Annotated in this window: 23 protein-coding genes and 1 pseudogene; 11 read left to right on the forward strand and 13 right to left on the reverse strand. The window is 71.2% G+C overall.

What is annotated here, in order from left to right; all coding sequences use genetic code 11:
* Positions 1-20 precede the first annotated feature (20 nt).
* Genes ACZ7L7_RS29895 through ACZ7L7_RS29920 form a run of 6 tightly spaced genes read right to left on the reverse strand, consistent with a single transcriptional unit; the run spans position 21 to position 5,535 of the window.
* Positions 21-866, reverse strand: a complete 846-nt coding sequence (locus tag ACZ7L7_RS29895; RefSeq protein ID WP_472077656.1) for a fumarylacetoacetate hydrolase family protein — start codon at positions 864-866, stop codon at positions 21-23.
* A 21-nt stretch (positions 867-887) separates the two neighbouring features.
* Complete coding sequence (locus tag ACZ7L7_RS29900) at positions 888-1,823, reverse strand: 3,4-dihydroxyphenylacetate 2,3-dioxygenase (RefSeq protein ID WP_285514553.1); 936 nt, start codon at positions 1,821-1,823, stop codon at positions 888-890.
* A complete protein-coding gene (locus tag ACZ7L7_RS29905; RefSeq protein ID WP_472077657.1) occupies positions 1,816-3,279 on the reverse strand; it encodes an aldehyde dehydrogenase in 1,464 nt (487 codons plus the stop codon). The genes ACZ7L7_RS29900 and ACZ7L7_RS29905 overlap by 8 nt, the downstream gene beginning before the upstream one ends.
* A 34-nt stretch (positions 3,280-3,313) precedes the next feature.
* On the reverse strand, positions 3,314-4,120 hold the full coding sequence (locus ACZ7L7_RS29910; RefSeq protein WP_285514551.1) for an acetoacetate decarboxylase family protein: 807 nt from the start codon (positions 4,118-4,120) through the stop codon (positions 3,314-3,316).
* Positions 4,121-4,134: 14 nt separating this feature from the next.
* Positions 4,135-5,343: an NAD(P)/FAD-dependent oxidoreductase gene (locus tag ACZ7L7_RS29915; RefSeq protein ID WP_453598571.1), complete on the reverse strand. Its 1,209-nt coding sequence runs from the start codon at positions 5,341-5,343 to the stop codon at positions 4,135-4,137.
* A gap of 3 nt (positions 5,344-5,346) precedes the next feature.
* Positions 5,347-5,535, reverse strand: coding sequence for a ferredoxin (locus tag ACZ7L7_RS29920; RefSeq protein WP_093718791.1), 189 nt, complete (start codon positions 5,533-5,535; stop codon positions 5,347-5,349).
* A 376-nt stretch (positions 5,536-5,911) separates the two neighbouring features.
* Between ACZ7L7_RS29920 and ACZ7L7_RS29925 the strand changes: the two genes are divergently transcribed.
* Positions 5,912-7,267, forward strand: coding sequence for a glutamine synthetase family protein (locus ACZ7L7_RS29925; protein WP_285514549.1), 1,356 nt, complete (start codon positions 5,912-5,914; stop codon positions 7,265-7,267).
* A 40-nt stretch (positions 7,268-7,307) separates the two neighbouring features.
* Positions 7,308-8,606, forward strand: coding sequence for a cytochrome P450 (locus tag ACZ7L7_RS29930; RefSeq protein ID WP_453598576.1), 1,299 nt, complete (start codon positions 7,308-7,310; stop codon positions 8,604-8,606).
* A gap of 161 nt (positions 8,607-8,767) precedes the next feature.
* On the opposite strand, the gene ACZ7L7_RS29935 is transcribed toward ACZ7L7_RS29930, so the two are convergent.
* Positions 8,768-9,403 (reverse strand): hypothetical protein, encoded by a 636-nt coding sequence (locus tag ACZ7L7_RS29935; protein WP_285514547.1) that lies wholly within the window; start codon positions 9,401-9,403, stop codon positions 8,768-8,770.
* A gap of 161 nt (positions 9,404-9,564) precedes the next feature.
* Here ACZ7L7_RS29935 and ACZ7L7_RS29940 point away from each other — a divergent pair, with 161 nt between their 5' ends.
* Together ACZ7L7_RS29940 and ACZ7L7_RS29945 are read left to right on the forward strand one after the other, a co-directional pair.
* Positions 9,565-11,205 (forward strand): PucR family transcriptional regulator, encoded by a 1,641-nt coding sequence (locus tag ACZ7L7_RS29940; protein WP_285514641.1) that lies wholly within the window; start codon positions 9,565-9,567, stop codon positions 11,203-11,205.
* A 47-nt stretch (positions 11,206-11,252) separates the two neighbouring features.
* The gene (locus ACZ7L7_RS29945) at positions 11,253-12,272 is read left to right on the forward strand and encodes a dipeptidase (RefSeq protein ID WP_285514546.1); all 1,020 of its coding nucleotides are present in this window, start codon (positions 11,253-11,255) and stop codon (positions 12,270-12,272) included.
* A gap of 21 nt (positions 12,273-12,293) precedes the next feature.
* Here the strand turns inward: ACZ7L7_RS29945 and ACZ7L7_RS29950 are convergent, their stop codons facing one another.
* Complete coding sequence (locus ACZ7L7_RS29950) at positions 12,294-12,689, reverse strand: hypothetical protein (protein WP_250754888.1); 396 nt, start codon at positions 12,687-12,689, stop codon at positions 12,294-12,296.
* 192 nt (positions 12,690-12,881) lie between these two features.
* Between ACZ7L7_RS29950 and ACZ7L7_RS29955 the strand changes: the two genes are divergently transcribed.
* From ACZ7L7_RS29955 to menC, 3 genes are read left to right on the forward strand one after another with little or no spacing between them, the layout of a single operon-like run.
* Positions 12,882-13,952, forward strand: a complete 1,071-nt coding sequence (locus ACZ7L7_RS29955) for a M20 family metallopeptidase (protein WP_472077661.1) — start codon at positions 12,882-12,884, stop codon at positions 13,950-13,952.
* Positions 13,949-14,716, forward strand: a complete 768-nt coding sequence (locus tag ACZ7L7_RS29960) for a GNAT family N-acetyltransferase (protein ID WP_472077658.1) — start codon at positions 13,949-13,951, stop codon at positions 14,714-14,716. The genes ACZ7L7_RS29955 and ACZ7L7_RS29960 overlap by 4 nt, the downstream gene beginning before the upstream one ends.
* A 53-nt stretch (positions 14,717-14,769) precedes the next feature.
* Positions 14,770-15,879 carry an o-succinylbenzoate synthase gene (gene menC / locus ACZ7L7_RS29965; RefSeq protein WP_471592882.1) on the forward strand — a complete coding sequence of 370 codons (1,110 nt, stop codon included), beginning with the start codon at positions 14,770-14,772 and terminating at the stop codon, positions 15,877-15,879.
* A 24-nt stretch (positions 15,880-15,903) separates the two neighbouring features.
* Here the strand turns inward: menC and ACZ7L7_RS29970 are convergent, their stop codons facing one another.
* Positions 15,904-16,128 carry a hypothetical protein gene (locus ACZ7L7_RS29970; RefSeq protein ID WP_453598589.1) on the reverse strand — a complete coding sequence of 75 codons (225 nt, stop codon included), beginning with the start codon at positions 16,126-16,128 and terminating at the stop codon, positions 15,904-15,906.
* A 243-nt stretch (positions 16,129-16,371) separates the two neighbouring features.
* Here ACZ7L7_RS29970 and ACZ7L7_RS29975 point away from each other — a divergent pair, with 243 nt between their 5' ends.
* The gene (locus ACZ7L7_RS29975; protein ID WP_472077659.1) at positions 16,372-16,857 is read left to right on the forward strand and encodes a pyridoxamine 5'-phosphate oxidase family protein; all 486 of its coding nucleotides are present in this window, start codon (positions 16,372-16,374) and stop codon (positions 16,855-16,857) included.
* 52 nt (positions 16,858-16,909) lie between these two features.
* Here the strand turns inward: ACZ7L7_RS29975 and ACZ7L7_RS29980 are convergent, their stop codons facing one another.
* On the reverse strand, positions 16,910-17,665 hold the full coding sequence (locus ACZ7L7_RS29980) for a hypothetical protein (RefSeq protein ID WP_285514541.1): 756 nt from the start codon (positions 17,663-17,665) through the stop codon (positions 16,910-16,912).
* 160 nt (positions 17,666-17,825) lie between these two features.
* Here ACZ7L7_RS29980 and ACZ7L7_RS29985 point away from each other — a divergent pair, with 160 nt between their 5' ends.
* Positions 17,826-18,557: an alpha/beta fold hydrolase gene (locus tag ACZ7L7_RS29985; RefSeq protein WP_285514540.1), complete on the forward strand. Its 732-nt coding sequence runs from the start codon at positions 17,826-17,828 to the stop codon at positions 18,555-18,557.
* 68 nt (positions 18,558-18,625) lie between these two features.
* Positions 18,626-19,399, forward strand: a complete 774-nt coding sequence (locus ACZ7L7_RS29990; RefSeq protein WP_285514639.1) for a maleylpyruvate isomerase family mycothiol-dependent enzyme — start codon at positions 18,626-18,628, stop codon at positions 19,397-19,399.
* A gap of 23 nt (positions 19,400-19,422) precedes the next feature.
* Here the strand turns inward: ACZ7L7_RS29990 and ACZ7L7_RS29995 are convergent, their stop codons facing one another.
* Together ACZ7L7_RS29995 and ACZ7L7_RS30000 are read right to left on the reverse strand one after the other, a co-directional pair.
* Positions 19,423-19,656 (reverse strand): hypothetical protein, encoded by a 234-nt coding sequence (locus ACZ7L7_RS29995; RefSeq protein WP_285514644.1) that lies wholly within the window; start codon positions 19,654-19,656, stop codon positions 19,423-19,425.
* Between the two features lie 114 nt (positions 19,657-19,770).
* Positions 19,771-19,932 (reverse strand): annotated as a pseudogene (locus ACZ7L7_RS30000) (IclR family transcriptional regulator domain-containing protein); the annotation flags it as partial.
* A 451-nt stretch (positions 19,933-20,383) separates the two neighbouring features.
* On the opposite strand from ACZ7L7_RS30000, the gene ACZ7L7_RS30005 reads away from it, so the two are divergent.
* Positions 20,384-22,153, forward strand: coding sequence for an ATP-binding cassette domain-containing protein (locus tag ACZ7L7_RS30005; RefSeq protein ID WP_472077662.1), 1,770 nt, complete (start codon positions 20,384-20,386; stop codon positions 22,151-22,153).
* Positions 22,154-22,363: 210 nt separating this feature from the next.
* Here ACZ7L7_RS30005 and ACZ7L7_RS30010 read toward each other — a convergent pair.
* Positions 22,364-22,618, reverse strand: a 255-nt coding sequence (locus ACZ7L7_RS30010) for an integrase core domain-containing protein (protein ID WP_472077660.1), incomplete at its 5' end; no start/stop codon positions are given.

Consider the following 22,618-nt stretch of genomic DNA (forward strand, 5'->3'; position numbering starts at 1 on the left):
CCCTACCGGCGGCGCTCCGATCAGCGCCGCGGAGGCCTGACGCCACGGAACTCCCAGTCGCCGCCGAGCGCGGTGGAGACCACTTCCTCGGACTCGGTGGGCTGCGCGCCGACGTCCGTACGGATCGCGGCGGGGCCGGTGACGATGCGGTTGGTGAGCCGGCCGAGGCCCTCGACCTCGACCTCGACGACATCGCCCGGCTGGACGGGCCGGGAGTTGGCGGGCGTGCCGGACAGCAGCACGTCACCGGGGTACAGGGTGATCGTGCGGGCGATGTCGGCGACGAGGTAGTGCATGTCCCAGGTCATCTCGTTGGTGGAGCCGTCCTGGACCACTTCGCCGTTGACGTAGGTGCGCAGCCGCTTGCCGTGGAAGTCCCAGTCGGTCACCAGGCCCGGACCGAGGGGGCACAGCGTGTCGGAGCCCTTGACGCGGAGCATCGACCCGGCGTCGGTGTCGCGGAAGTCGTGCAGGCCGTAGTCGTTGGCGATGGTGTAGCCCGCGATGTACTCCCCCGCGTCGGCCGGGGCGATGTTGCGCGCGGTCCGGCCGATGACGATGGCGATCTCGCCCTCGTAGTTGAGCCACTTGCAGCCCTCGGGGCGCACGATCGCGCCCTGGTGGGAGTTGAGGGAGGAGGTGGGCTTGTGGAAGTAGGTGGGGGTGTCGGGCAGGCCGATCTGGAACTCGTCGACCCGGCTGCGGTGGTTCAGGTGGACGGCGATGATCTTGGAGGGCACGACCGGGGGCAGGTGCTGCGCGTCGTCGATCTTGACGCGGCGGCCGTCCCCGGCGACGAGTTCGTCACCGTCACGGACGGTCTCGACGGCGGCGCCGTCGAGGAGGATGCGGCGGTACTCGGGCATGATGAAGCCTTTCGGGGACTCTCAGGCGCGGCTGTGCGGCGTGCGCGGGGCGGTCGGTGCGGGGAGTCCGGCGCCGGTCCAGCCGTCGGCGGGGCGGTCGAACCAGAGGTGGACCTGGCCGGTGCCGATGGAGTTCTCGTACTCGCCGTACTGGCGGGCCCTGGCGACGCAGGCCTGCTCGCCGAGCGCGCCGGCCATCATCAGGTAGTGGAAGAACTTCGCCTCGGGCTTGTACCTGGAGAACTCGTCCATGGTGTCGAGGACCTTGTCGTGACGGCCCTCCTTGAACCAGGCGATGCGCTCGTAGTCGGCCTCGCGCGCCTCGGCGGTGAAGATGTGCGCGGGGTCGCTGGCCTCGTGGTCGCGCAGTTCGCGCAGCGGCCAGAAGGTGTGCGAGAGGGCGCCGGAGGCGATGAGCAGCACGCGGCGGCCGGGGGTGGCGGCGATGCCGTCGGCCAGGGCCCGGCCGAGGCGCAGATGGTCCTCGATGTCGCCGGTCTGGCAGACGCCGATGGTCACCCACCGCTTGTCGGGCAGGCCTTCACCCAGGAACTTCCACAGGTTGATCGTGGCGTAGAAGATCGGCAGGTAGGCGTCGTCGATCGCGGTGATCCAGGTGCCGTGCCTGTCGGCGAACGAGGCGATGTTGCGGGCGAGTTCGGGGTCGCCGGGGAAGTCGTACGGCATACGGCTCATGCCGCGCGGCAGTTCCTCGGAGGTGAACAGTCCGGCCCTGCGGTCCTGTGCCGTGACGACGAACTCGACGGTGGTGGCCCAGTGGGAGTCGAGGACGACCACGGTGTCGTAGTCGTCGCGCTCGAAGACGTCCTTCCTGAGCTGCTGAAGGCCGGTGACGAGGGTGATCTCCTTGCCCCCGTTCAGCTCCAGCCGGGTCTCCTCGGGCAGCACGATGGTGGGGACGTGAGCGAGCAGGCCCGCTCCGACGATCTCACCCATGGTCCTTCCATCCCTTCGGCGCGGTGACGGTGTTCTTGAGGTCGCAGTAGAAGTCGAAGCTCCAGGTGCCGCCCTCGCGGCCGACCCCGGACTGGCGGGAGCCGCCGAAGGGGGCCCGGAGGTCGCGGACGAAGAAGCAGTTGACCCAGACGGTGCCCGCGACGAGCTGTGCGGTGACGCGTGCGGCGCGCGCGGGGTCACCGGTGGCGACGGTGGCGGCCAGGCCGAAGCGGGTGCCGTTGGCGAGCTGGACGGCTTCCTCTTCGGTGGCGAAGGTCTGGAGGGTCAGGACGGGCCCGAAGACCTCCTCCTGGACGATCTCGCTGTCCTGCGCCACGTCGGTGAGCAGGGTCGGTGCGTAGTACTGGCCCTCGTTGCGGTGGCCGCCGATGACGGCGCGGGCGCCGGCCGCGAGGGCCCGCTGTACGAAACCGTCGATCTTCTCCAGCTGGCGGGGGTGGATGTTGGGCCCGATGTCGGTGGCCTCGTCACGCGGGTCGCCCTGCCTGAGCTGCTGGGCCTTGTCGACGAAGCGGCGCGTGAACTCCTCCGCGATCGACTCCTCGACCAGGATGCGGGTGGCCGCGAGGCAGACCTGCCCGGCGTTGTCGTACTGCTCGACCGCGAGGTCGACGGCGAGATCGAGGTTGGCGTCGGCGAAGACCAACAGCGGGGACTTGCCGCCGAGTTCGAGGCTGAGCGGGGTGAGGTTGGCGGCGGCCGAGGCGGCGATGTGCTGGGCCGTGGGCACGGACCCGGTGAAGCTGATGCGCCGCACGTCGGGGTGCGAGGTGAGGGCGTCGCCGATCTCGGAGCCGTAGCCCTGGACGACGTTGAGGACACCGGCGGGCAGCCCGGCCTCGGTGGCGATGTCCGCGAGGAGGGACGCGGTGAGCGGGGTCCACTCGGCGGGCTTGAGGATCACCGTGTTGCCCGCGGCCAGGGCGGGGGCGATCTTCCAGGTGGCCAGCATCAGCGGGGCGTTCCACGGGGTGATCAGGACGCAGGGTCCCGCCGGGTCCCAGCTGACGTGGTTGGTGTGGCCCCGGGTGTCGAAGTCCTCGTGGTCGAGAGTGAGCAGCCAGTCGGCGAAGAAGCGGAAGTTGTGGGCGACGCGGGGCATGACGCCGCGGCGGTGGGAGCGCAGCAGGGCGCCGTTGTCGGTGGTCTCGACGATCGCCAGCTCTTCGAGGCGCTTGTCGACGCCGTCGGCGATGGCGTGCAGGATGCGGGCGCGCTCGGCGCGGGGAGTGGCGGCCCAGCCGGGGAAAGCGGCCTTGGCGGCGGCGACGGCCGCTGCGGCCTCCGTGGCGGTGCCCCGGGAGATCTCGCCGAGGGTGCTGCCGTCGATGGGTGAGACGTCGGTGAAGGTCTCGGTGGAGGCGACGCGTGCGCCGCCGATGAAGTGCCGGGTGTCGACGGCGACACCGGCGACGGTGATGGAGTGGGTGCTCATGTGGCGGGGGCTCCTCGCGGGGTGGGGGGCGGGTTCACTCGGCGCCGGACGTGCCGGACTCCAGCAGCCGGCCGCCGTCCCAGACCACGCCGACCTGCCGGTAGTACGCGGCGATCGGCTCGCGGACCTCCAGGCGGGCCAGCTCCTCGGTGGGCGCCTCGAACAGCTCCAGCTCGGCGTCGCCGACCCAGGGCTGTCCGCCCTCGAAGGAGGCGGCGCCGGACTCGATCAGCTCGTCGAGGGCGAGGCCCTTGCCCTTCTCGATGGACGGCAGCCAGCGGTGGTGGGCCATGGGGTGGGCGTTGACGAAGCCGTTGGTCTCGGACGGCTCGCGCAGGGTGACGACGGCCTGGGCCAGGCGCCGGTCGGCGGCGGCAAGGGTGGCTCCGAAGCGGGCGCCGGCCTCGATGCGCGGGGCGGGCCCGTACGGGTGGGGGCGGGTCTGGTGAATGGAGCCGAGCTTCTTCGGGTAGCCCTGGTGCAGTCCCCGGGCGATCGCGAAGTCCTTGTCGACCCAGATGTAGACGCAGCGCGTGTACGTCCGGCCCTTGTACTTGCAGCGGACGACGGCGAAGGCCTCCTTGTACTGGGCGCGCACCGGGTCGAGCAGTTCGTCGCCGGAGGCCGAGCAGGACTGCCAGTCGGCCCAGATCAGCGCAACGGCACCGGGGTCCTCGTCGGCGAGCTGGAGCGGCTCGGGGAGCAGTTCGCGTACGCGGGCGGGGTCGGTGCGGTACTCGACGGTGAGCAGGTCGCCGGAGTAGCGCCAGGGCGGGGAGGGGATCAGTGACGAGGCGCCGCTCGCCGTCTTGGGGGAGAAGAATCCACGAACGGTGGTCATGGTCAGGGAGGTCCTTAGGCGGTGAGGGCGGGCTGCTTCAGCAGTTCGGCGCGGTGGCGGGCGGCCGCCGCCGCTGCGGCGGTGCCGCCGAGGGCGACGACGCCGACCAGGCGGCCGTCGGTGTGGTAGCCGACCAGGACGTCCCCGTCGAGGTCGCCTTCGAGGACGCGGATGTCGTCCTTGCCGAGGGTGGGGGCGCCGAAGGACTGGAGCCGGAAGTCGTGCTGGTCGCTCCAGAAGGTGGGCAGCGGCGCGAAGGGCGCGAGGCCGGGCTCGGTGCCGTTGGGGTGGGCGGCGAGGACGCGGGCGGCGTGCTTGGCGGTGTCCGTGGGGATGGACCAGTGCTCGACGCGGCGGGGTACGCCGTCGTAGCGGGCGTTGGGGAAGCGGGCGATGTCGCCGACAGCGACGACGTCGGGGCGGCCGCCGACTCGCAGGTGCTCGTCGGTGAGGACGCCGTCGGTCAGGTCGAGGCCGTTGCCGTCGAGCCATTCGGTGTTGGCGACGGAGCCGACGGACTCGACGACCACGTCCGCGGCGAGTACCGAGCCGTCCGCCAGGACCACTCCGGTGACGTGGTCCTCGCCCTCGAAGGCGGTCACGCCGGTGCCGAGGGCGAAGCGGACGCCCCGCTGCTCGTGGCGGTCGCGCAGCGCCCGGGCGAGGGGTTCGCCGAGGGGGCCGATCATCGGTAGCGGCAGCGGGTCGACCACGGTGACCTCGGCGGCGCCGAGCGCCACGGCGGTGGCGGCGACTTCGCAGCCGATGAAGCCCGCCCCGACCACGACCACACGTACACCCGGCCTGGTCAGCGCGTCGCGCAGGCCGCGGGCGTCGTCCAGGGTGCGGACGGTGTGCCGGCCGGTGGTGGGGCCGGGGCAGCGCAGGCGCCGGGGGCGCATTCCGGTGGCGATCACCAGTCCGCCGTAGGCCAGGGTCTCGCCGTCGTCGAGTTCGACGACGCGCCGGTCGAGGTCGGCGCGGACGGCCTTGGTGCCGAGCCGCCAGGTGACGTCGGCGACGGCGGCGCGCGGCCGGAAGGCGAGGGAGTCGAAGGTCGCCTTGCCCGCCAGCACCTCCTTGGAGAGCGGGGGCCGGTTGTAGGGCATGTGCGGCTCGTCGCCGATCAGGATGATTAGTCCGTCCCAGCCCGCGGCGCGCAGTTGCTCGGCGGTGCGCAGGCCGGCCATGGAGGCGCCGGCCACGACGATGGGTGCGCGCACGGCTCAGTCCTCGATCCGGATGGCCTGGAGCGGGCAGACGTCGGCGGCCTCCTCGACCTCGTCGCGCAGCGCGTCGTCGGGGTCGGCGACGTAGGCCAGTCGGCCGGCGTCGTCGAAGCTGAAGACATCGGGGGCGGCGAAGACGCACTGGCCGTGGTCCTGGCACTTGTTCATGTCGACGACGACCTTCATGGCCGGTCCTCCTGGGGCTGAGCAGGGGCGTCGGGGAGAGGGAAGAAGGGGGCCCGGTCCAGCGACCGGCCGGGCCCCGGCCAAAGGGCGCGGTGAACACCGCACCCCAACTCGTTTGGCTTCAAACAACATAGGAAGCCGCAGACCCCTGGTCAATAGCTATCCACATGGATAAATTTTCGCTTCAGCCCCCTTGCGGCGAGGCGACCGGCGTCCTTACCGTTTGGCACCAAACAGAGCGGCCTGCCGCGGTTCCGCGGTGCACGGCCGCCCTCATCCTTCGCTTTCTCCCCCTGCTTTCTCCCTCCTGCTTTCTCCCGAAGCGCCCTGAGCCCCCGAGCCCTGCAAGGCGCCCCCTTCCCCAGAGGAGACACCGGTGAGCGCATCCGACACCCCACCCGTCCGCCGGCACATGGAACGGCTGGCCGCCGAGGGCATCGACGTGGTCCGGGTGACCTATCCCGACCTCATCGGCACCGAACGGGCCCGGGACGTCCTGCTGGACCATCTGCCCTCGGCCTGCGACCACGGTCTCGCCTTCTGCCGGGCCGTCTACCACACGACCCCCCAGGGCGACGTCGTCCCCGTCACCGGCGGGCTGGACGCGGGCCTGCCCGATATCTGCGTACGCCCCGACCTCGACACCCTCACTGCCCTGCCGTGGGAACCGGGCGTCGCCACCTGCCTGGGCGACGTGACCGACCCGGCCACCGGGCGGCCCGCCCCGGAATCCCCGCGCGACCTGCTGCGCGCCGTCCTCGACCGGTGCGCCGAGCACGGCCTGAGCCCCGTCGTCGGACCGGAACTCGAATACTTCCTGTGCGACGCCGACCCCGGCGCCCCGACCGGCTGGCGCAAGTACAGCGACACCCAGGGCGTCGTCTACACCGCCGGCCTGCGCGCCGACGACGACAACCACCTGCTGCGCACCCTGCGCCAACTGCACGCCATGAACATCGGCGTCAGCAGCGGCAACCACGAGTTCGACGGCTCGCAGTTCGAGATCAACCTGACCCACGGCGACGCCATGACCGCCGCGGACCGCGCCTTCCGCTTCAAGTCGGCCGTCAAGGAACTCGCCCGCAAGGAAGGCCGCCTGGCCACCTTCATGGCCAAGCCCTTCAACGGCGCCGGAGGCTCCGGCTTCCACCTGCACCTCTCCTGTACGGACGAGGAGGGCGCCAACGCCTTCGACGACCCGTCCGCCCCCTACGGCCTGTCCGCCATCGGCCGCCACGCCGTGGCCGGCATCCTGGCCCACGCGCCTGCCCTGGCGGCGCTCGCCAACCCCACGGTCAACTCCTACAAGCGCTTCGGCCCCGACACCCTCGCCCCCTGGCTGGTCGACTGGGGCCTGGACAACCGCAGCGCCATGGTCCGCATCCCGCCGGAGCGCGGTGCGGCCGCCCGCCTGGAACTGCGCCTGGGAGACGCCAGCGCGAACCCGTACCTGCTGGTCGCGGGCACGATCGCGGCCGCCCTGCTCGGAGTGCTGGCAGGCGAGGAGCCCCCGGCCCCGCTGGACGGCTACGGCTACGACACCACGAAGTCCCCCCTGCTGCCGATGTCCCTCCCCGCCGCCCTCGACGCCCTGGAGGCCGACACAGCACTGACCGAGGTGCTCGGCAAGGACTTCACCTCTTCCTATCTCGCCTACAAGCGCGACGAGGTCGAGCGCTTCCAACGGCACGTCACCGACTGGGAGTTCACCGAGTACGCCTACCACCTCTGAGCACCGGCCCCCGTACGAACCGCCGAGGAGCACCCACCCCATGACCACCAGCACCCCCGCCCAGTCCGTCGCCGACGCCGTGCGCGAGCCGCTTGCGCTGGCCGACGTCGACCTCGCCGACCTCGACAACTTCACCGACGGCATCACCCCGTGGCGCATGTTCCACACCCTGCGGCACGAGGACCCCGTGCACTGGCAGGAGGAGGACGCCCCCAACTCCGGCTTCTGGGCCGTGACCCGGCACGCCGACATCGCCCGCGTCGACCGCGACGCCGAGACCTTCACCTCCTCGAAGTTCGTCAACCTCGAAGAGCTCGACGACGACCAGATCAAGAAGCGGGCCTCCATCCTGGAGCTGGACGGCGTCCGGCACCGGGCCCTGCGCAGCCTGCTCCAGCGGCAGTTCGGCGCGAGCGTCATCAACAGCTACGCCGACTTCCTGCGCGGCCTGACCGCGACCACCCTCGACGCCGCCCTGGCCAAGGGCACCTTCGACTTCGTCAAGGAAGTCTCCGCCGACTTCCCGATCAACGTGCTCGCCCGGCTGCTGGACGTGCCCCCGGAGGACAACCAGCAGCTCATCGACTGGGGCAACCGCATCATCGGCAACACCGACCCCGACTACGCCGATGTCCTGCTGCACAGCGAGGAGAGCGAGAAGTACCGCGACCTGCCCTTCCGCTCCCCCGCCTCACTGGAGGTCTTCGAGTACGGGCGGGAACTGGCCCGGCAGCGGCGCGGCGGCAACGGCACCGATCTGATCTCGCGGCTGGTCAACGAGACCCCCCGCGACGGAGTCCCGCTGTCCGCGCAGGACTTCGACAACTACTTCCTGCTCCTGGTCGTCGCCGGCAACGAGACGACCCGCCACACCATCACCCACTCCATGCTGGCCCTCCTCCAGCACCCGGAGCAGCTCGCCCGCCTCAAGGACGACCCGTCCCTCATCCCGACGGCGGTCGAGGAGTTCCTGCGCTGGGCCTCCCCCGTCTACCACTTCCGCCGCACCGCGACCCGTGACGTCGAACTCGGCGGCAAGAAGGTGAGGGAGGGCGACAAGGTCGTCATGTGGTTCGCCTCCGGCAACCGCGACGAGGAAGTCTTCGGCAACCCCTACGACTTCGACGTCACCCGCGAGAACAACGACCACATCACCTTCGGCAAGGGCAGCCCCCACCTGTGCCTGGGCAACCTGCTGGCCCGCACCGAGATCCGCATCATGTTCGAGGAGTTGATCCCGCGCCTGGCCGACATCCGCCTCGTGGGTGACGTACCCCGGGTGCGCTCCAACTTCGTCAACGGGATCAAGCGGCTGCCGGTGGAAGTGACGTTGGCCTGAGCCGGGGGGCGGGGGCGCGGCGGGGGCGGGTCGGGCTGCGCCCCCGTCGAACGGCGTACGGCGTCCGGCCTGGGCGGATGTGCAGGACTTCCGGGTGGAGATCAATCCCGCAGCGGCGTTCCAGGAGCAAGGGCCGGCGCGTGTCTCGTACGGCCGCTCGTTCAGTCGTCCAGCGCCGCCGACGGCGCCTCCCCGTCCTGGGCCTGCCGCGCCCGCTGCGCGAACACCTCGGTCAGGTCCCGGACTTCGTCCTCCTTCAGGCCGCCCTTGACCAGGCCGGCCGCCAGCGTCCACAGCACCACCGTGCCGACCCGTGCCTGGGCCACTGCTCCGGGCTCGCCCTTGAACCCGGATGTACCGAACCTGGCGTCCCGTTCGTCACCGACCGGCCCGAGGTCGAACGTCCTCGCCTTCGGCCCGGCCCGGTCGCTGTAGTACTCGTCCCAGAGCACGTCGTACGCCTTCCGGGCCGACTCCTCGCTGTCGTACGTGATGATCAGGAAGGTGACGCGGGTCGGTTTCTCGTCGCGCTGGAATACGGACGTGCCGTAGTAGCGGGCGTTCTCGCAGCCGGGGTTGTCCTTGCCGGGGCATACCTGCTCACGGTGGAGCCTCTCCATCTTGAGGGCGAGGGGGTCTGCTTGCTCGTCCCACCCCGTCATGGCCTGCCTGTCCGGCAGCGCCTGCTGCGCCTGTTCCTTCGTCAGCGCCGTGGCCCCGCCGCTGTCCGCGCCTCCCCCGCACGCGGTCAGCAGCCACAGCGCCGCGATCCCCGCACACCACCGATAGCTTTTCATGGTCATGCCACCACCCCCTGAGGGTGATCTTACGTGGCCCCCCTGCCCACAGGTCGGCGCCCGTGTTCGTTCCACGCGACGAACGGTCCGGCCTATGCTCGTACGCAAGAACGAAGTCGCAGGGCTCCCCACGGGCCTAACCTGCGGAGATGATCAGGCACATGTCGGCGCACCCCGCCGGGAGCCTCGGCCGCGTGCTGGAGGATCTCGGTTCCACCCTTCTCGACCTGGTGCACGGCGACGCGCTGACCGCGGGCGAGATCGGTGGCGTCGGCATCCATGATCCGTACGACGAGCAGCACTACCCGGCGCACGCCATCGTGCTCGGCGTGGGCGTGCACGGCGCCGAGGACATCGCCGGCCTGCTGCGCAGCCTTCGGGCGCAGAAGGCCACGGCACTGGTGGTACGGGCACCTGTCGAGGACGCGGACGCGCTGGGGCCGGTCGTCGCCGAGACCGGGGTGGCCCTGCTGGCCCTGACCCGCGGCGCGTCCTGGGCCCAGTTGGCGGCAATGCTGCGCACGCTGCTCTCCGAGGAGGACATCGGCGACGCCGAGGCGCACACGCTGGGCGGGGTTCCGTCCGGTGACCTGTTCGCCCTGGCGAACGCGATCGCCACCCTGCTGGACGCGCCCGTCACCATCGAGGACCGGCGATCGAGGGTGCTCGCCTTCTCGGGGAGGCAGGACGAGGCGGACTCCTCGCGGGTGGAGACCATCCTGGCCCGGCAGGTGCCGGAGCGTTACCTGCGCATCCATGAAGAGGACGGTGTCTTCCGGGAGCTGTACCGCAGCCACGGCCTGGTGCACGTTCCCGCCGCGACGGCCCATGACGAGGACGCGCTGCCCAGGGTCGCGGTCGCCGTGCGTGCCGGGGACGAGTTCCTCGGTTCGGTCTGGGCGGCGGTACGCAGACCGCTCACGCCCGAGCGGGAGCAGGCGTTCCTGGAGTCGGCGAAGCTCGTCGCGCTGCACATGCTGCGCTTCCGGGCGGGCACCGACGCGGAGAACCGGCTGCGGGCCGGTCTCGTCACGACCGTCCTGGAAGGCGGCGCCGAAGCCGTCGAGGCGCTGGGCCGCCTGGGTCTGGTCGACGAGCCCACCCTGGTCATGGCCATGGGCCTGGTGCCCGACCACGACGAGGACCACGCCCACATCACCGCCGAGCGCCAGCGACTGGCCGGCGCCCTGGCCGTCCATCTCACCGCGGTGCAGCCGCGCTCCGCCGTGGCCCTGCTCGGCGACACGATCTACGCCCTCCTGCCGGTGCCGGGCGACACCGCCCACGCGCGGGAACGCGCCGCCCACGTGGCGTCGAACTTCCTCCAGCGCACTGGCGAGCACACCGGCGCCGTCATCGGGATCGGCTCGGTGGCCCAGGAACCGGCCGCTCTCCCCCGCTCACGCACCAACGCCGACCGCGCGCTGCGCGTACTTCTCAGCGGCCGGTCCGCGCAGCGCGTCGCCGCGATCTCCGATGTGTACGTCGACGCGCTCATGCTGGAGATGCGGGATCTGGCCATCGCCAACCGCGACGAGTTGTCCGGCCCGCTCGCCCGGCTCGTCGCCTACGACGCCAAGCACAACGCGCACCTCGTGGAGACGCTCCGGGCCTGGCTGGACGCCTTCGGCGATGTGATCGCCGCCTCGGCCAGTGTGTTCGTCCACCCCAACACCTTCCGGTACCGGCTGCGCCGGGTCGCCGAGGTGGGGCGGATCGATCTTCAGGACCCGTCCGCCCGGTTCGCCGCGATGGTGCAGCTGCGCTTGATGGGCGTCGGCGAAACGCCGAGTGCCGACTGAGAAGTGCCCCGCCTCCAGTGCCCCGCCTCTACGGAAAGGCTCCCGCCGTGCCCTTGGACCTGCACCGCCGTGCCGTCGTCGCCGACGCCCACAACGACCTGCTGATGGCCGTCGCCGCGCGCCCGCCCCAGCGCTGGGGCGGCTTCTTCCGGGAACGCTGGCTGCCCCAGCTGCGCGAGGGAGGCATCGACATCCAGGTGCTGCCGGTGTTCATCGACGACCAGTACCGTCCTGAAGGCGCGCTGCGGCAGACCCTGCGCATGATCGAGTGCGCGCATGTGCTCGCCGAGGCCAACCCCGATGACGTCGCCCTGTGCCTCGACGGCGCCGACATCGACGCCGCGCTCGCCGAGGGCCGTATCGCCCTCGTGCTGGCGCTGGAGAGCGCGCCGGGCATCGACGCCTCCGTGGAACTGTTCTCCACCGTCTTCCGGCTCGGTGTGCGTATCGCGTCCATAGCCCACTGGGGCCGCACCCCGCTCGCCGACGGCAGCCGGGAGGACGCCACCGGCAGCCGGCTGACCGCACCCGGGGTCGAGGCGCTGCGCGAGATGGAGCGCCTGGGCATGCTCTTCGACATCTCCCACCTCGGCGCCGCCGGTGTCGCACACGTCCTGGACCTCGCGACCCGCCCCCTGATCGCCACCCACTCCTGCGCCCGCGCCCTGCGCGACCACCACCGCAACCTCACCGACGACCAGATCCGCGGGGTGGCCGCCACCGGTGGCGTGGTCTGCGTGAACTTCGTGCCCGACTTCCTCACCGACACCGCCGACCGGGAGAAGGTGAGCGTCGACCTGGTCGTCGACCACATCGAGCACATCGTCTCCGTGGCCGGGATCGACCACGTCGGCCTGGGGTCGGACTTCGTCCGGGAGGTCCTGCACGACGTCACCCCGCCGTGCTGCGAGGACCCCGACTTCCTGTTCGACTTCCCCGGTCTGGAAGGCCCGGCCGGGATGCCGCTGGTCACCGAGGCACTGGTCCGCCGGGGACTGCCCGAGGAGGACATCCTGAAGATCCTCGGCGGGAACACGCGGCGCCTGATGAGCACGGCCATGGGGTAGGTGCCCGTTTCGGGGCGAGGGTTATGCGCGCTCCAACGCCTTGATCAGCTCGTCCAGGTCCTCCGGCATGACCGCGACCAGGACCTCCCCCTCGGACGACTCGCATTCCACGATCCGGGACCTCGGGTTCAGGCCCATCGCCTCGCGCATCGTGGGCGAGCGCAGCCCTGTCTGCCGCAGACCGGCAGGCAGGGCGGCCTCCCGCTTGCCCCAGGAAGGCTGCCAGACCAGCGGACCCGCCTCTCCGATCAGCAGGCGTCCCGGCCTCCAGCGCGCTCCCTGAGCGGACCACCGCAGCATGCAGGGCAGCCCGGCCGGTTCCCCGGCGGCTGTCGCGGTGGACCTCTGCTGCCGCTTCCGGCGCACCAGCCATCCGACGAGGCCGGCAGCGGCCACACACATCGCGAGTTCGATCACTCCCGCATTCAAGCAGGAGCACATGCCTTGCCGACGGTTGGGAGCACGGTACGAATCGGGGTGCCGATGTTGTCACCGTACGACCAACTCGGCCGGGGTCCGTCTACCTAGCGTGGCGGTCATCCCACCCAGGAGGACCCTCCCGTGACCGAAGCACTCCCCGCACCGGCGGACCCGGCCAATGTCGACGCCATGCTCGCCGACCTCGAAGAACTGGTGACCTGCGAGTCCTTCTCCGCCGACTACACGGCCGTCGCCCGCAGCGCCCAGGTGGTCGCTGCACAGGGCAGCCGCCTGCTCGGCACCCGGCCCCGGCTGCTGGACATCGGGGGCGTCACCCACGTCCAGTGGACCTTCGGCACGCCGCGCGTCCTGCTGCTCGGCCACCACGACACCGTCTGGCCGATCGGCTCCCTCACCACGCATCCCTGGTCGGTCGAGGGCGGTGTCGCCCGCGGCCCCGGTGTCTTCGACATGAAGGCGGGCCTGGTCCAGATGTTCCACGCCCTCGCCTCGCTCCCCTCCCTCGACGGCCTGTGCGTCCTGGTCACCGGCGACGAGGAGACCGGCTCGGACACCTCCCGCGCGCTCATCGAGGACATCGTCCGCACCTGTTCGGCCACCCTCGTCCTGGAGCCCTCGGCACCCGGCGGCGCCCTCAAGACCAGCCGCAAGGGCGTCTCCCTGTACGACATCACCGTGCACGGCCGTGCCGCCCACGCGGGCCTGGAACCGGAGAAGGGCGTCAACGCGGCCACCGAACTCGCCCACCAGATACTGGCGTTGCGGTCCATCGCCACCTGCGTCGGCATGGGAACCACCGTCACCCCCACCCTGGTGTCGGCCGGGACGGCAACGAACACCGTCCCCGCACGCGCCGAGTTGAACGTGGACGTCCGTGTGACCACGCCGGCCGCGCAGCAGGCGGTCGACCAGCGCATCAAGGCGCTGCAGCCCCAACTCCCGGGCGTCACAATGGACATCGGCGGCGGCCCCAACCGGCCGCCGCTCGCCCCCGACGCCTCCCGGCACCTCTTCGCCCTCGCCTCGGAGCAGGCCGAACGGCTCGGCCTCGGCCCGCTGCGGCACACGGCCGTCGGCGGCGCCTCCGACGGCAACTACACCGCCGGTGTCGGCTGTCCCACCCTCGACGGGCTCGGCGCGGTCGGGGACGGCGCGCACGCCGACCACGAGCACGTCATCACCGCCGAGATGCCCGCCCGCACCCGCCTCCTGGCCCACCTCGTCGGAGCACTGCGATGACCGCACCCGCCGTCCGCGAACTGCACACCATGGAGGACTTCGAGACCGTAGCCCTCCTCTACGCCGCGATATGGGGCACCGAACCGGGAAACCCGCCCGTCTCCGCCGAGCTCATGCGGGCCCTCGCCCACGCCGGCAACTATGTCGCCGGGGCCTACGACGACGGCCGCCTCGTGGGCGCCTCCGTCGCCTTCCTCGGCGAGCCCATCGGAGTGAGCCTGCACTCGCACATCACCGGCGCCGTCACGGGGCGCGGCGCGGGTCTCGCCCTCAAGCTGCACCAGCGGCAATGGGCGCTCGACCGCGGGCTGAAACGCATCACCTGGACCTACGACCCGCTCATCCGCCGCAACGCCTACTTCAACCTGGTCAAGCTCGGCGCGCGCCCCGAGGAGTACCTGGTGTCCTTCTACGGCGCCATGGACGACGCGATCAACGGCGGCGACGACTCCGACCGCGTCCTCGCCGCCTGGAACCTGACCGAGCCCGCACCGCCCGAGCTGTTGGAGCTGCCCGCCGACGCCGTCCACGTCCTGCGGGACCACGAAGGGCACCCGGTGACGGGCACGACCGACGCCGGGACCGTGCTCGTCGACCTCCCCGACGACATCGAGGCCCTGCGCCGCACCGACCCCGGCGCAGCCCGCGCCTGGCGGCTGGCCCTGCGGCAGACCCTGGGCGGCCTGCTCACGGAGGGCGCCCGCGTCGTCGGCCTGCACGAACGCCGCCGCTACGTCGTCCGGCGCCCCGCGACCCGCTCCTGACTGACACCCCGCGAACCGACACCCCGCGAACCGACCCCCGCGAAGGAACCCTCGTGAAGACCAAGATCTCCGGCGTCGAACTGCGCCGTATCGCGATGCCGCTCGTCGCCCCGTTCCGCACCTCCTTCGGCGTGGAGACCAGCCGCGACGTCCTGCTGGTCCGTGTCGTCACCTCCGACGGGGAGGGCTGGGCCGAGTGCGCGGCGATGTCCGAGCCCCGCTACTGCTCCGAGTACGTCGACGGCGCACAGGGCGTCCTGCGCAGGTTCCTCATCCCCGCCCTGCCGAAGGACGGCGTGGACGCGCACGCGGTGGGGCGGGTCCTGGAGCCCTTCACCGGCCACCACATGGCGAAGTCGGCGCTGGAGACGGCGGTACTCGATGCCCAACTGCGCAGCGCCGGTGAGTCCTTCGGCTCCTACCTCGGTGCCGCCCGCGACCGTGTCCCGTGCGGTGTGTCGGTGGGCATCATGGACTCGATCCCCCAACTCCTGGACGCGGTGGAGGGGTACATCGCCGAGGGCTACGTCCGGATCAAGCTGAAGATCGAACACGGCTGGGACGTGGAGCCGGTACGCGCCGTACGCGAGCGCTTCGGTGACGACCTGCTGCTCCAGGTCGACGCCAACGCCGCCTACACCCTGGTGGACGCCCAACAGCTCGCCAAGCTCGACGACTTCGGCCTCCTGCTGATCGAACAGCCGCTGGCCAACGACGACATGGTCCAGCACGCCCAGCTCGCCAAGCTGCTGCGCACCCCGATCTGCCTGGACGAGTCCATCGAGTCCGCCGCCCATGCCGCCGCGGCCATCTCGCTGGGCGCCTGCTCCGTCATCAACATCAAGCCCGCCCGGGTCGGCGGCTACCTCGAAGCCCGGCGCATCCACGACCTCGCCCGCGCCCACGGCATCCCGGTGTGGTGCGGCGGCATGCTGGAGACCGGCATCGGCCGCGCCGCCAACGTCGCCCTCGCCGCCCTGCCCGGCTTCACCCTCCCCGGCGACACCTCCGGCTCCCGCCGCTACTTCGCCACCGACATCACCGAGCCGTTCGTCCTGGCCGACGGCCACCTCGACGTCCCCACGGGCCCCGGCCTCGGCACCGAGCCGCTGCCGGACGTACTGGACGAGGTCACCGTCTCCAGCGAGTGGATACCGCTGTAGGCACGGGGCCCGGGCGCGCGGAGGTCAGTGCAAAAGCCCCGCCTGCCGCTTGGCGAAGTTCTCCTCGGCCTCGGCGTTGAGCCGGTCCCGCTCGGCGACCGGCGTGGCGTTGATCACTCGCAGCGCGTCGTGACACACCTTGCCCATGACGTCGTCGGTCACCCCGTGCTTGCGCATCGCCTCGACGAGGGCGTCCCAGGTGATCGGATCGAGCTCGCACGTTTCCTCGCCGGGCAGGGCCCCGCTCATCCTCTACTCCTCTTCAACCGCAGGTCAGCGGCCTCGCGCGGCCGCGAGGCCGCATGACTGACGCCCTCAAGGATGCACAGGGCACGCAGAAGGTTCATTCTGACCGCACACCCCCTCTGCTCACCCCTTCGACGCGGTGCTCGTCCCACACCGGCAAGGCCGGAGTGTCGAGAACCGGACGGCGGCTCCGTCCCAGAGGCGTGAGCGGCCACGAAGGGCGCGCGACAGAGGAGGGCGGAGAGCATGGACCGCAAGCGGATCGAGCAGGAGCTGGCCGACGCCCGTGAGCTGCTGGAGCAGGCGTCGATGGCACGCCTCGCGTACATCGGCCCCGACGGGTTGCCGCGGGTCGTCCCGATCGGCTTCTTCTGGACCGGCGAGGAGATCGTCCTGTCCACCGCCGCCACGGCGCCCAAGGTGAAGGCGCTGACCGCCCGGCCCGAGGTCGCGCTGACCATTGAGGCCGGCGACGGCCCGGGCTCGGCCAGGGCGCTGTCCGTACGCGGGGTCGTGCACCTGACCGTCGTCGACGGGGTCGTGCCGGAGTATCTTGCGGCCGCGCGCAAGAACTTCGACGCCGAGTACGCGGCCGAGTTCGAGCGGAACTGCCGGGCCCTGTACGACCGCATGGCGCGCATCGCGGTGGAGCCTCGGTGGGCGCGGTACTACGACTTCGGGGCCGGGCGGGTGCCGCAGTTCCTGGCCGACCTTGCCGGCAAGGCGGGCTGAACAGCCCCGTCGGCCTGCCGGTGGCGTGGTTCGCATCCTGCCCTCGTCGCCTTCAGCGATTGTGCGGTCGCGATGTCGCCTCACGTGCTTCGGTCATGGCTCGCTCCCTGAGGCTGCCGAACAGCTGCATCGAGGTGGCGGCCAGCACGTCGTCCCTGCCTATGGTCCGCGCGTCCTCCTTGCGCGTGGACAGAGCCAGCAGCGGATCCTTGAGCGGCGGCGCCGGGTCCGGCTCGCCCGGCAGCGTCATGGAGACGGTGCCGAAGCGCTTCACCCCGCCCTCGCGGACGACCATGGCCGCGTCCCGGGCGAGGTCCGTCAGGAACGCGCTCGCGATTCCGTCCAGGTCGCGGACCATGACAGGGACGGCAGTGACACCGTGGCTCCGCAGCAGCTTCTTGACCCCGGTCCCGAACCTGTGGGCGCCGACCAGGAAGCTCGGTTTGGGTGACTCGTTGCGCTGACGGGGAGGCACGATCACGCCATCGGCGTCGTACCGGACACCGGTGAGGCCCCGGAACGTCGGGCTGTAGTCGTACCACTTGGTCCCCACCTCGACCTCGACGTTCCGGTCGATCGCCGAGAGGAGGTCCCTGGGTATCAGCTTCCTCCGTGCCTCCTCGGCCGCCGCTGTCCTCGCGCGCTCGATGATCTCCGTCAGCACGGTCCGCGTCACCGACGCGGCGGCCCACGCGGCCGACCGGGAGACAGGCAGCGACGTCACGTCCCTGAACACCGCTTTGACGAGGGGCGGCTTGAACGGTGAGTCAGCACGGAGGCTCTCCGGGCGTGCGGGCTGTGTGGTCATCGGAAGGAACGCTCCCCACTGTCTGAGTAACCGAGCGACGCTCGGTCCAGCACCTTACGGTCAGCCGTGTCCGGCCGGGCCGGCAGCCCCGCGCCTCGCCTGATCCGGGATGGAACCACCGGGGTACAGTCGGCGCGACGCCGGATGCTTGGGGGAGTTGATGACGGCAGCGGACGCCGTACCTGTCGTCTTCGTTCACGGCACGCGCTTCAGCGCCGGGCAGTGGAGCATGCAAATCGCCGCACTCCAGGACGAGTTCCCGGTGGCCGCCATTGATCTGCCCGGCCATGGGAAGCGATCGGCCGAACCGTGGAGTCTGCGCGGAGCGTCCGAGGTCATCGCCGCGGCGGTGGACAGCCTCGGCCACGGCCCGGCCCTGATCGTCGGGCATTCACTCGGCGGCTATGCCTCCCTGGACTTCGCACGACACCACCCGGACCGAGTCCGCGGACTGATCCTCGCAGGAGCCAGCGCCTCCACCCGCGGCCTGCGGACAGCGCCCTATCGTTGGGTCGCCGGCCTGGTCCCCCGCATCCCCGTGGATCGGCTCACCAAGTGGAACGACCGGCTGCTCAGACGCCTCTACCCGCCGGAAGTGGTGGAGGCGACCATCCGTTCCGGTTACGCCTTCCATGCCCTGCCCGCGGCCTGGGGCGAGGTGCTCGGACGCTTCGACGCCGGCTCCATGCGTTTCGTCCAGGCCCCGGTGCTGATCCTCAACGGCGAGAAGGACACCCTCTTCAGGGCCGACGAGGCGGAGTTCGCCCGCGCGCATCCCCACGCCCGCGTCGAGTTGGTCCCTCGGGCCGGACATCTCGTCAACTTCGACGCCCCGGGGGCCTTCACGGACGCGGTCCGCCGCTTCGCCCGGGAACTCCCGGCAGTTGGCTGACCCCCGGCCCGGGCCGGGAAACTCGCTGTTCATGTGCCGCGACGTGGTGATAGACACCCCGTGTGACCATGACACTTGAGTTCTCCGACCTCCTGCGGCTGATCGACGAACGCTCCACCGCGTTCCGTGCCGAGGTCGCCTCGGCGCCGAGCCTCGACAGGCAGGTGCCGACCTGCCCCGAGTGGACGCTGTTCGACCTGGTGCAGCATCTGGGCGGCGGGGACCGCTTCTGGGCCGCCATCGTCGGCGCGGGCCCCGCCGACGCCCCGCCCGCCGAGGCAGTGGCCGCCCGGGCCGCCCTGGTCGCGCCGCCGGAGCGTGCGGCCCTGCTGGCCTGGCTGGACGAGTCGACCCGGCTGCTGCTGGCCGCACTGCGGGAGGCGGGCCCGGACAGCGGCTGCTGGACGTGGTGGGGTGCGTCGCAGACGCCGCGGAACGCCGGTGGCGTCGCCCGGCACCGCGTCCAGGAGACCGCGATGCACACCTACGACGTTCAGGTCACCCTGGGCGCCCCGCGGCCACTGCCGGACGACGTGGCACTCGACGGTGTCGACGAGTTCCTTGCCACGGTCTGCGCGACGACGGCCGCCTGGCCGCACAAGCCCACCGCCTTCGACTTCCACGCCACCGAGGGCCCCTCCTGGCGCCTCACGGTCGACGCGGACGGCGCACGGTCCACACGCCTCAGCGGAGACACCCCGGACCCTGCCGGTGTGTCCGTCACCGGCACGGCCGGCGAGTTGGTCATCTACCTCTACGACCGCATCCCGGCCGACTCCCTGCGCCTGGACGGAGACGCGGGACTGCTCGACCTGCTCCGCGCCTGGGAACCCGAGGTGTAGCACGGGCGAGCGGGCGGCCGGGGCTAGCCGAGCCGCCGAGCACGTCGTTCGGCCCCCAAGCGGGCGTAGTGGTCAATGAGTTCGGGGTTGTCCACGGCGGCCGGGTTGACGACCTGGTCGGCCGGGGCGCCCTGGAGCAGGCGCTTGACGGGGCAGCGTACGACGAGGAGGGCCGTCCGGTCACCGACCGGCTCGGCGAACTGGTCGTGCGAGGATGCGCGCCCTGTTCGCCCTTGAGTTGCGACGCATCGGCTCACGGACTTCGGGCTTGGACACGGAATCCTCGGTGGATCAGTGCGGCGACGGCACGAGCATTCTCGCACGGAGGGCTGCCGCCCGACCGGGCGCCGACCGCTCTCGGCCGACCACCCTCAGCCGCCCCCTCGCAGCACCCGGGACAGCCCCAGCGCCGCCGTCCGTACGGCGGGAGCCAGCCGGGCCGGGCTGAACCGGGGGCGCGGTACCGCCACCGAGAGCGCGGCGACCGTGGTGCCGCCCGCGAAGACCGGGGCGGCGATACAGCTCACGCCGAGACCCGTCCCGGCCGCGCCCCCTCCGCTCCCGACGCGCCGTCGCCGGTCCGCCCAACGGGCAGGCGCACGGCTGGCGTTCAGGCTCGTCCACCCGGATCCGACTAACGGCCGGCAAGCCGGTAGCGGCGCGGGCCCCGTACGGGCACCCTCGGCGTTTCGGCCACCCAAGCTCGGAGTCGGGCCCTTGCGCGGCAAGGGTCGGTGCATCGCACAAGCTCCGCCCGCGCTCTATCGCGGGGTTCCAGGTCAGTCCGAAATACATGTGTTCGAACTTCGGGCGGGGTCGTTGTGCCGGGTGACCGCCCCGGCACCGACTAGGAGGAGCCCATTGACGACCCCAGCCGAGTCCCAGGAACCACCGGGCGCCGCACCGGCGTTCCCGCCGCCCGCGGAGATCACGTACAACGGGCAGTACGCCGTCAATCCGCTCGCGCAAGTCTCCTTCCGGCGGATGTGTGGGCAGATCCCGAGAGTCCTGCGCCGGATCGCCCAATTGGCGTGGCGGACCGACCGGCGCGCGGTCCAGTTGTTGCTCGGCTGCCAGGTGGTCACGGGCGTCTCGGCCGCCGTGCTGCTGACCGCGACCGCGCAGGCCATGGGGCCGATCCTCGCGGACGGTGCCGTCGCCGACCGGCTGCGCGGTGCCCTGCCGTCGTTGGCCGTCGTGGCCCTCGCCGCCGGGCTCGGGCGCGGCGCCGCCTCCGTGGCCTCCTACGCCGAGCGGCGGATCACGCCCCGGCTGACCACGGAGACGGACACCGCCCTGGTCGAGGCGGTGTGCCGAGTGGAAGCCGCCGCGTACGCCGAGGACGGGTTCACGGACCGTCAGGAGGCAGCGGAGATGGGGGTGATCCGCACCCACGTGATGGTCGCCGACGCGCAGCGGTTCATGTCCGCCCTGATCCGCATGATCACCGCCGCGGGCGTCCTGTCCGTCCTGAACGCACTGATGCTGCCCCTGCTCCTGCTCGCCGTGCTGCCGGCCGGCATCGGCGCGGTCCTGACCTCCCGGGTCGACTACGAGATCCACTACGCCAACGTGGCCGACCGCAACGTGCGCGGCATGATGCGCTGGTGGGCCACCACGTCCAAGTACGGCGACGAGGTGCGGGCCAACTCGATGGCCGACTACCTCGTGTTCTGGTACCGGTCCCTGTCCGACCGCTGCGACCGACGCACCCTCGCCGCGGCGCCGCGAACCTTGCGCATCGCCCTCCTGTCCGCCCTGGCCGGAGGCGTGTTCCTGGTCGCTACATGGGGCGCCCTCGCATGGCTCGCCGCGACCGGCCGGATCGACCTGGCGGTCGCCGCTACGGCCGTCATCGCCGTGCAGACCACGCTGGCTGCCCTCTCCGGCGTGGTCCTGAATGGAGCCGCCGTCTTCCACACCAGCCTGTACCTGAGCGACATGCAGTCCTTCCTGGACGACGCCGCCGCCCGTGCCCCCAAGCGCGGCACCCGACGGCACCGCGTACCGACCGAGGAGATCCGGGTCGAGGAGGCCGTCTACCGGTATCCCGGCAAGGAGGAACCCGCGGTGAACGGCGTCTCCCTCACCCTGCGGCGCGGCCAGATCCTCGCGATCGTCGGAGCGAACGGCTCGGGCAAGTCCACACTCACCCGGCTCCTCAACGGCATCTACCTGCCCGACAAGGGCAAGGTCACCTGGAACGGCGTCGACCTCGCCGAGATTGACCCCGCCAGTGTGTGGGACCACACCGGCCTGGTGCCGCAGATCTTCGCCCAGTGGCCTCTGCGCGTCCGTGAGAACGTCACCCTGGGCCAGCCCCGCACCCACGACGACGGGCCCGCGTGGGAAGCCGTCGACTCGGTGGGCATGCGCCAAACCGTCGAGGACCTCCCCGTGGGCCTGGACACGCTCCTCGCCCGCGACATCTTCGGCGGCGCGGAACTCTCTGGCGGGGAGTGGCAGCGCCTCGCCTGTTCCAGGGCACTGTACCGACGCCCCGGCCTGCTCATCCTCGATGAACCCACCTCGCAGATGGACCCGCGTGGGGAGCACCGGATCTTCGAACGGATCAAGGCCATCTCCGCCGACCGCATCACCATCGTGGTCACCCACCGCCTGGAGAACACCAAGATCGCCGACCACATCATCGTGATGGAACAGGGCCGCATTACCGAACAGGGCCGCTACGACGATCTCGTCCACGCCGGTGGAACCTTCGCCGAGCTGCTGGAGCTCTCCCAGGACCGCTGACGATACCCAACGCCCCTGGCAGGAAGCCGTTGAGCACGGACTCGTCCTGGACTCGGTGACCGCGATCGACACCCCGGAGGCGGACAACCGTGCCTCGTACCGGCTCTACGTGTCCCACCGGACGGCAGCCTGACCCGCCTGCACACCCCGGAACCTCTCCCGAATTCCCCATGAAGTGCCCCGGGTTTCGTGGAGTCCGGTGGTCTTGTTTCAGGCGGACTGCGGGGGTTGCTCCAGTCTTCGCCAGTAGTCGCGTTCGTACTCGGCGGGTGGTACGTAGCCGAGAGCGGAGTGGAGCCGTTCCTCGTTGTACCACGTCACCCACTGGAAGACCGCCCGCTCGACCTGGTCGACGTCCTTCCACGGGCCCTGCATCTCGATCAGCTCGGCCTTGAAGGTGCCGTTGAGAGCCTCGGCCATCGCGTTGTCATAGCTGTCCGCGACGGAGCCGACGGACGCGGAAGC

This window comes from Streptomyces sp. NPDC110618, from assembly GCF_055657065.1.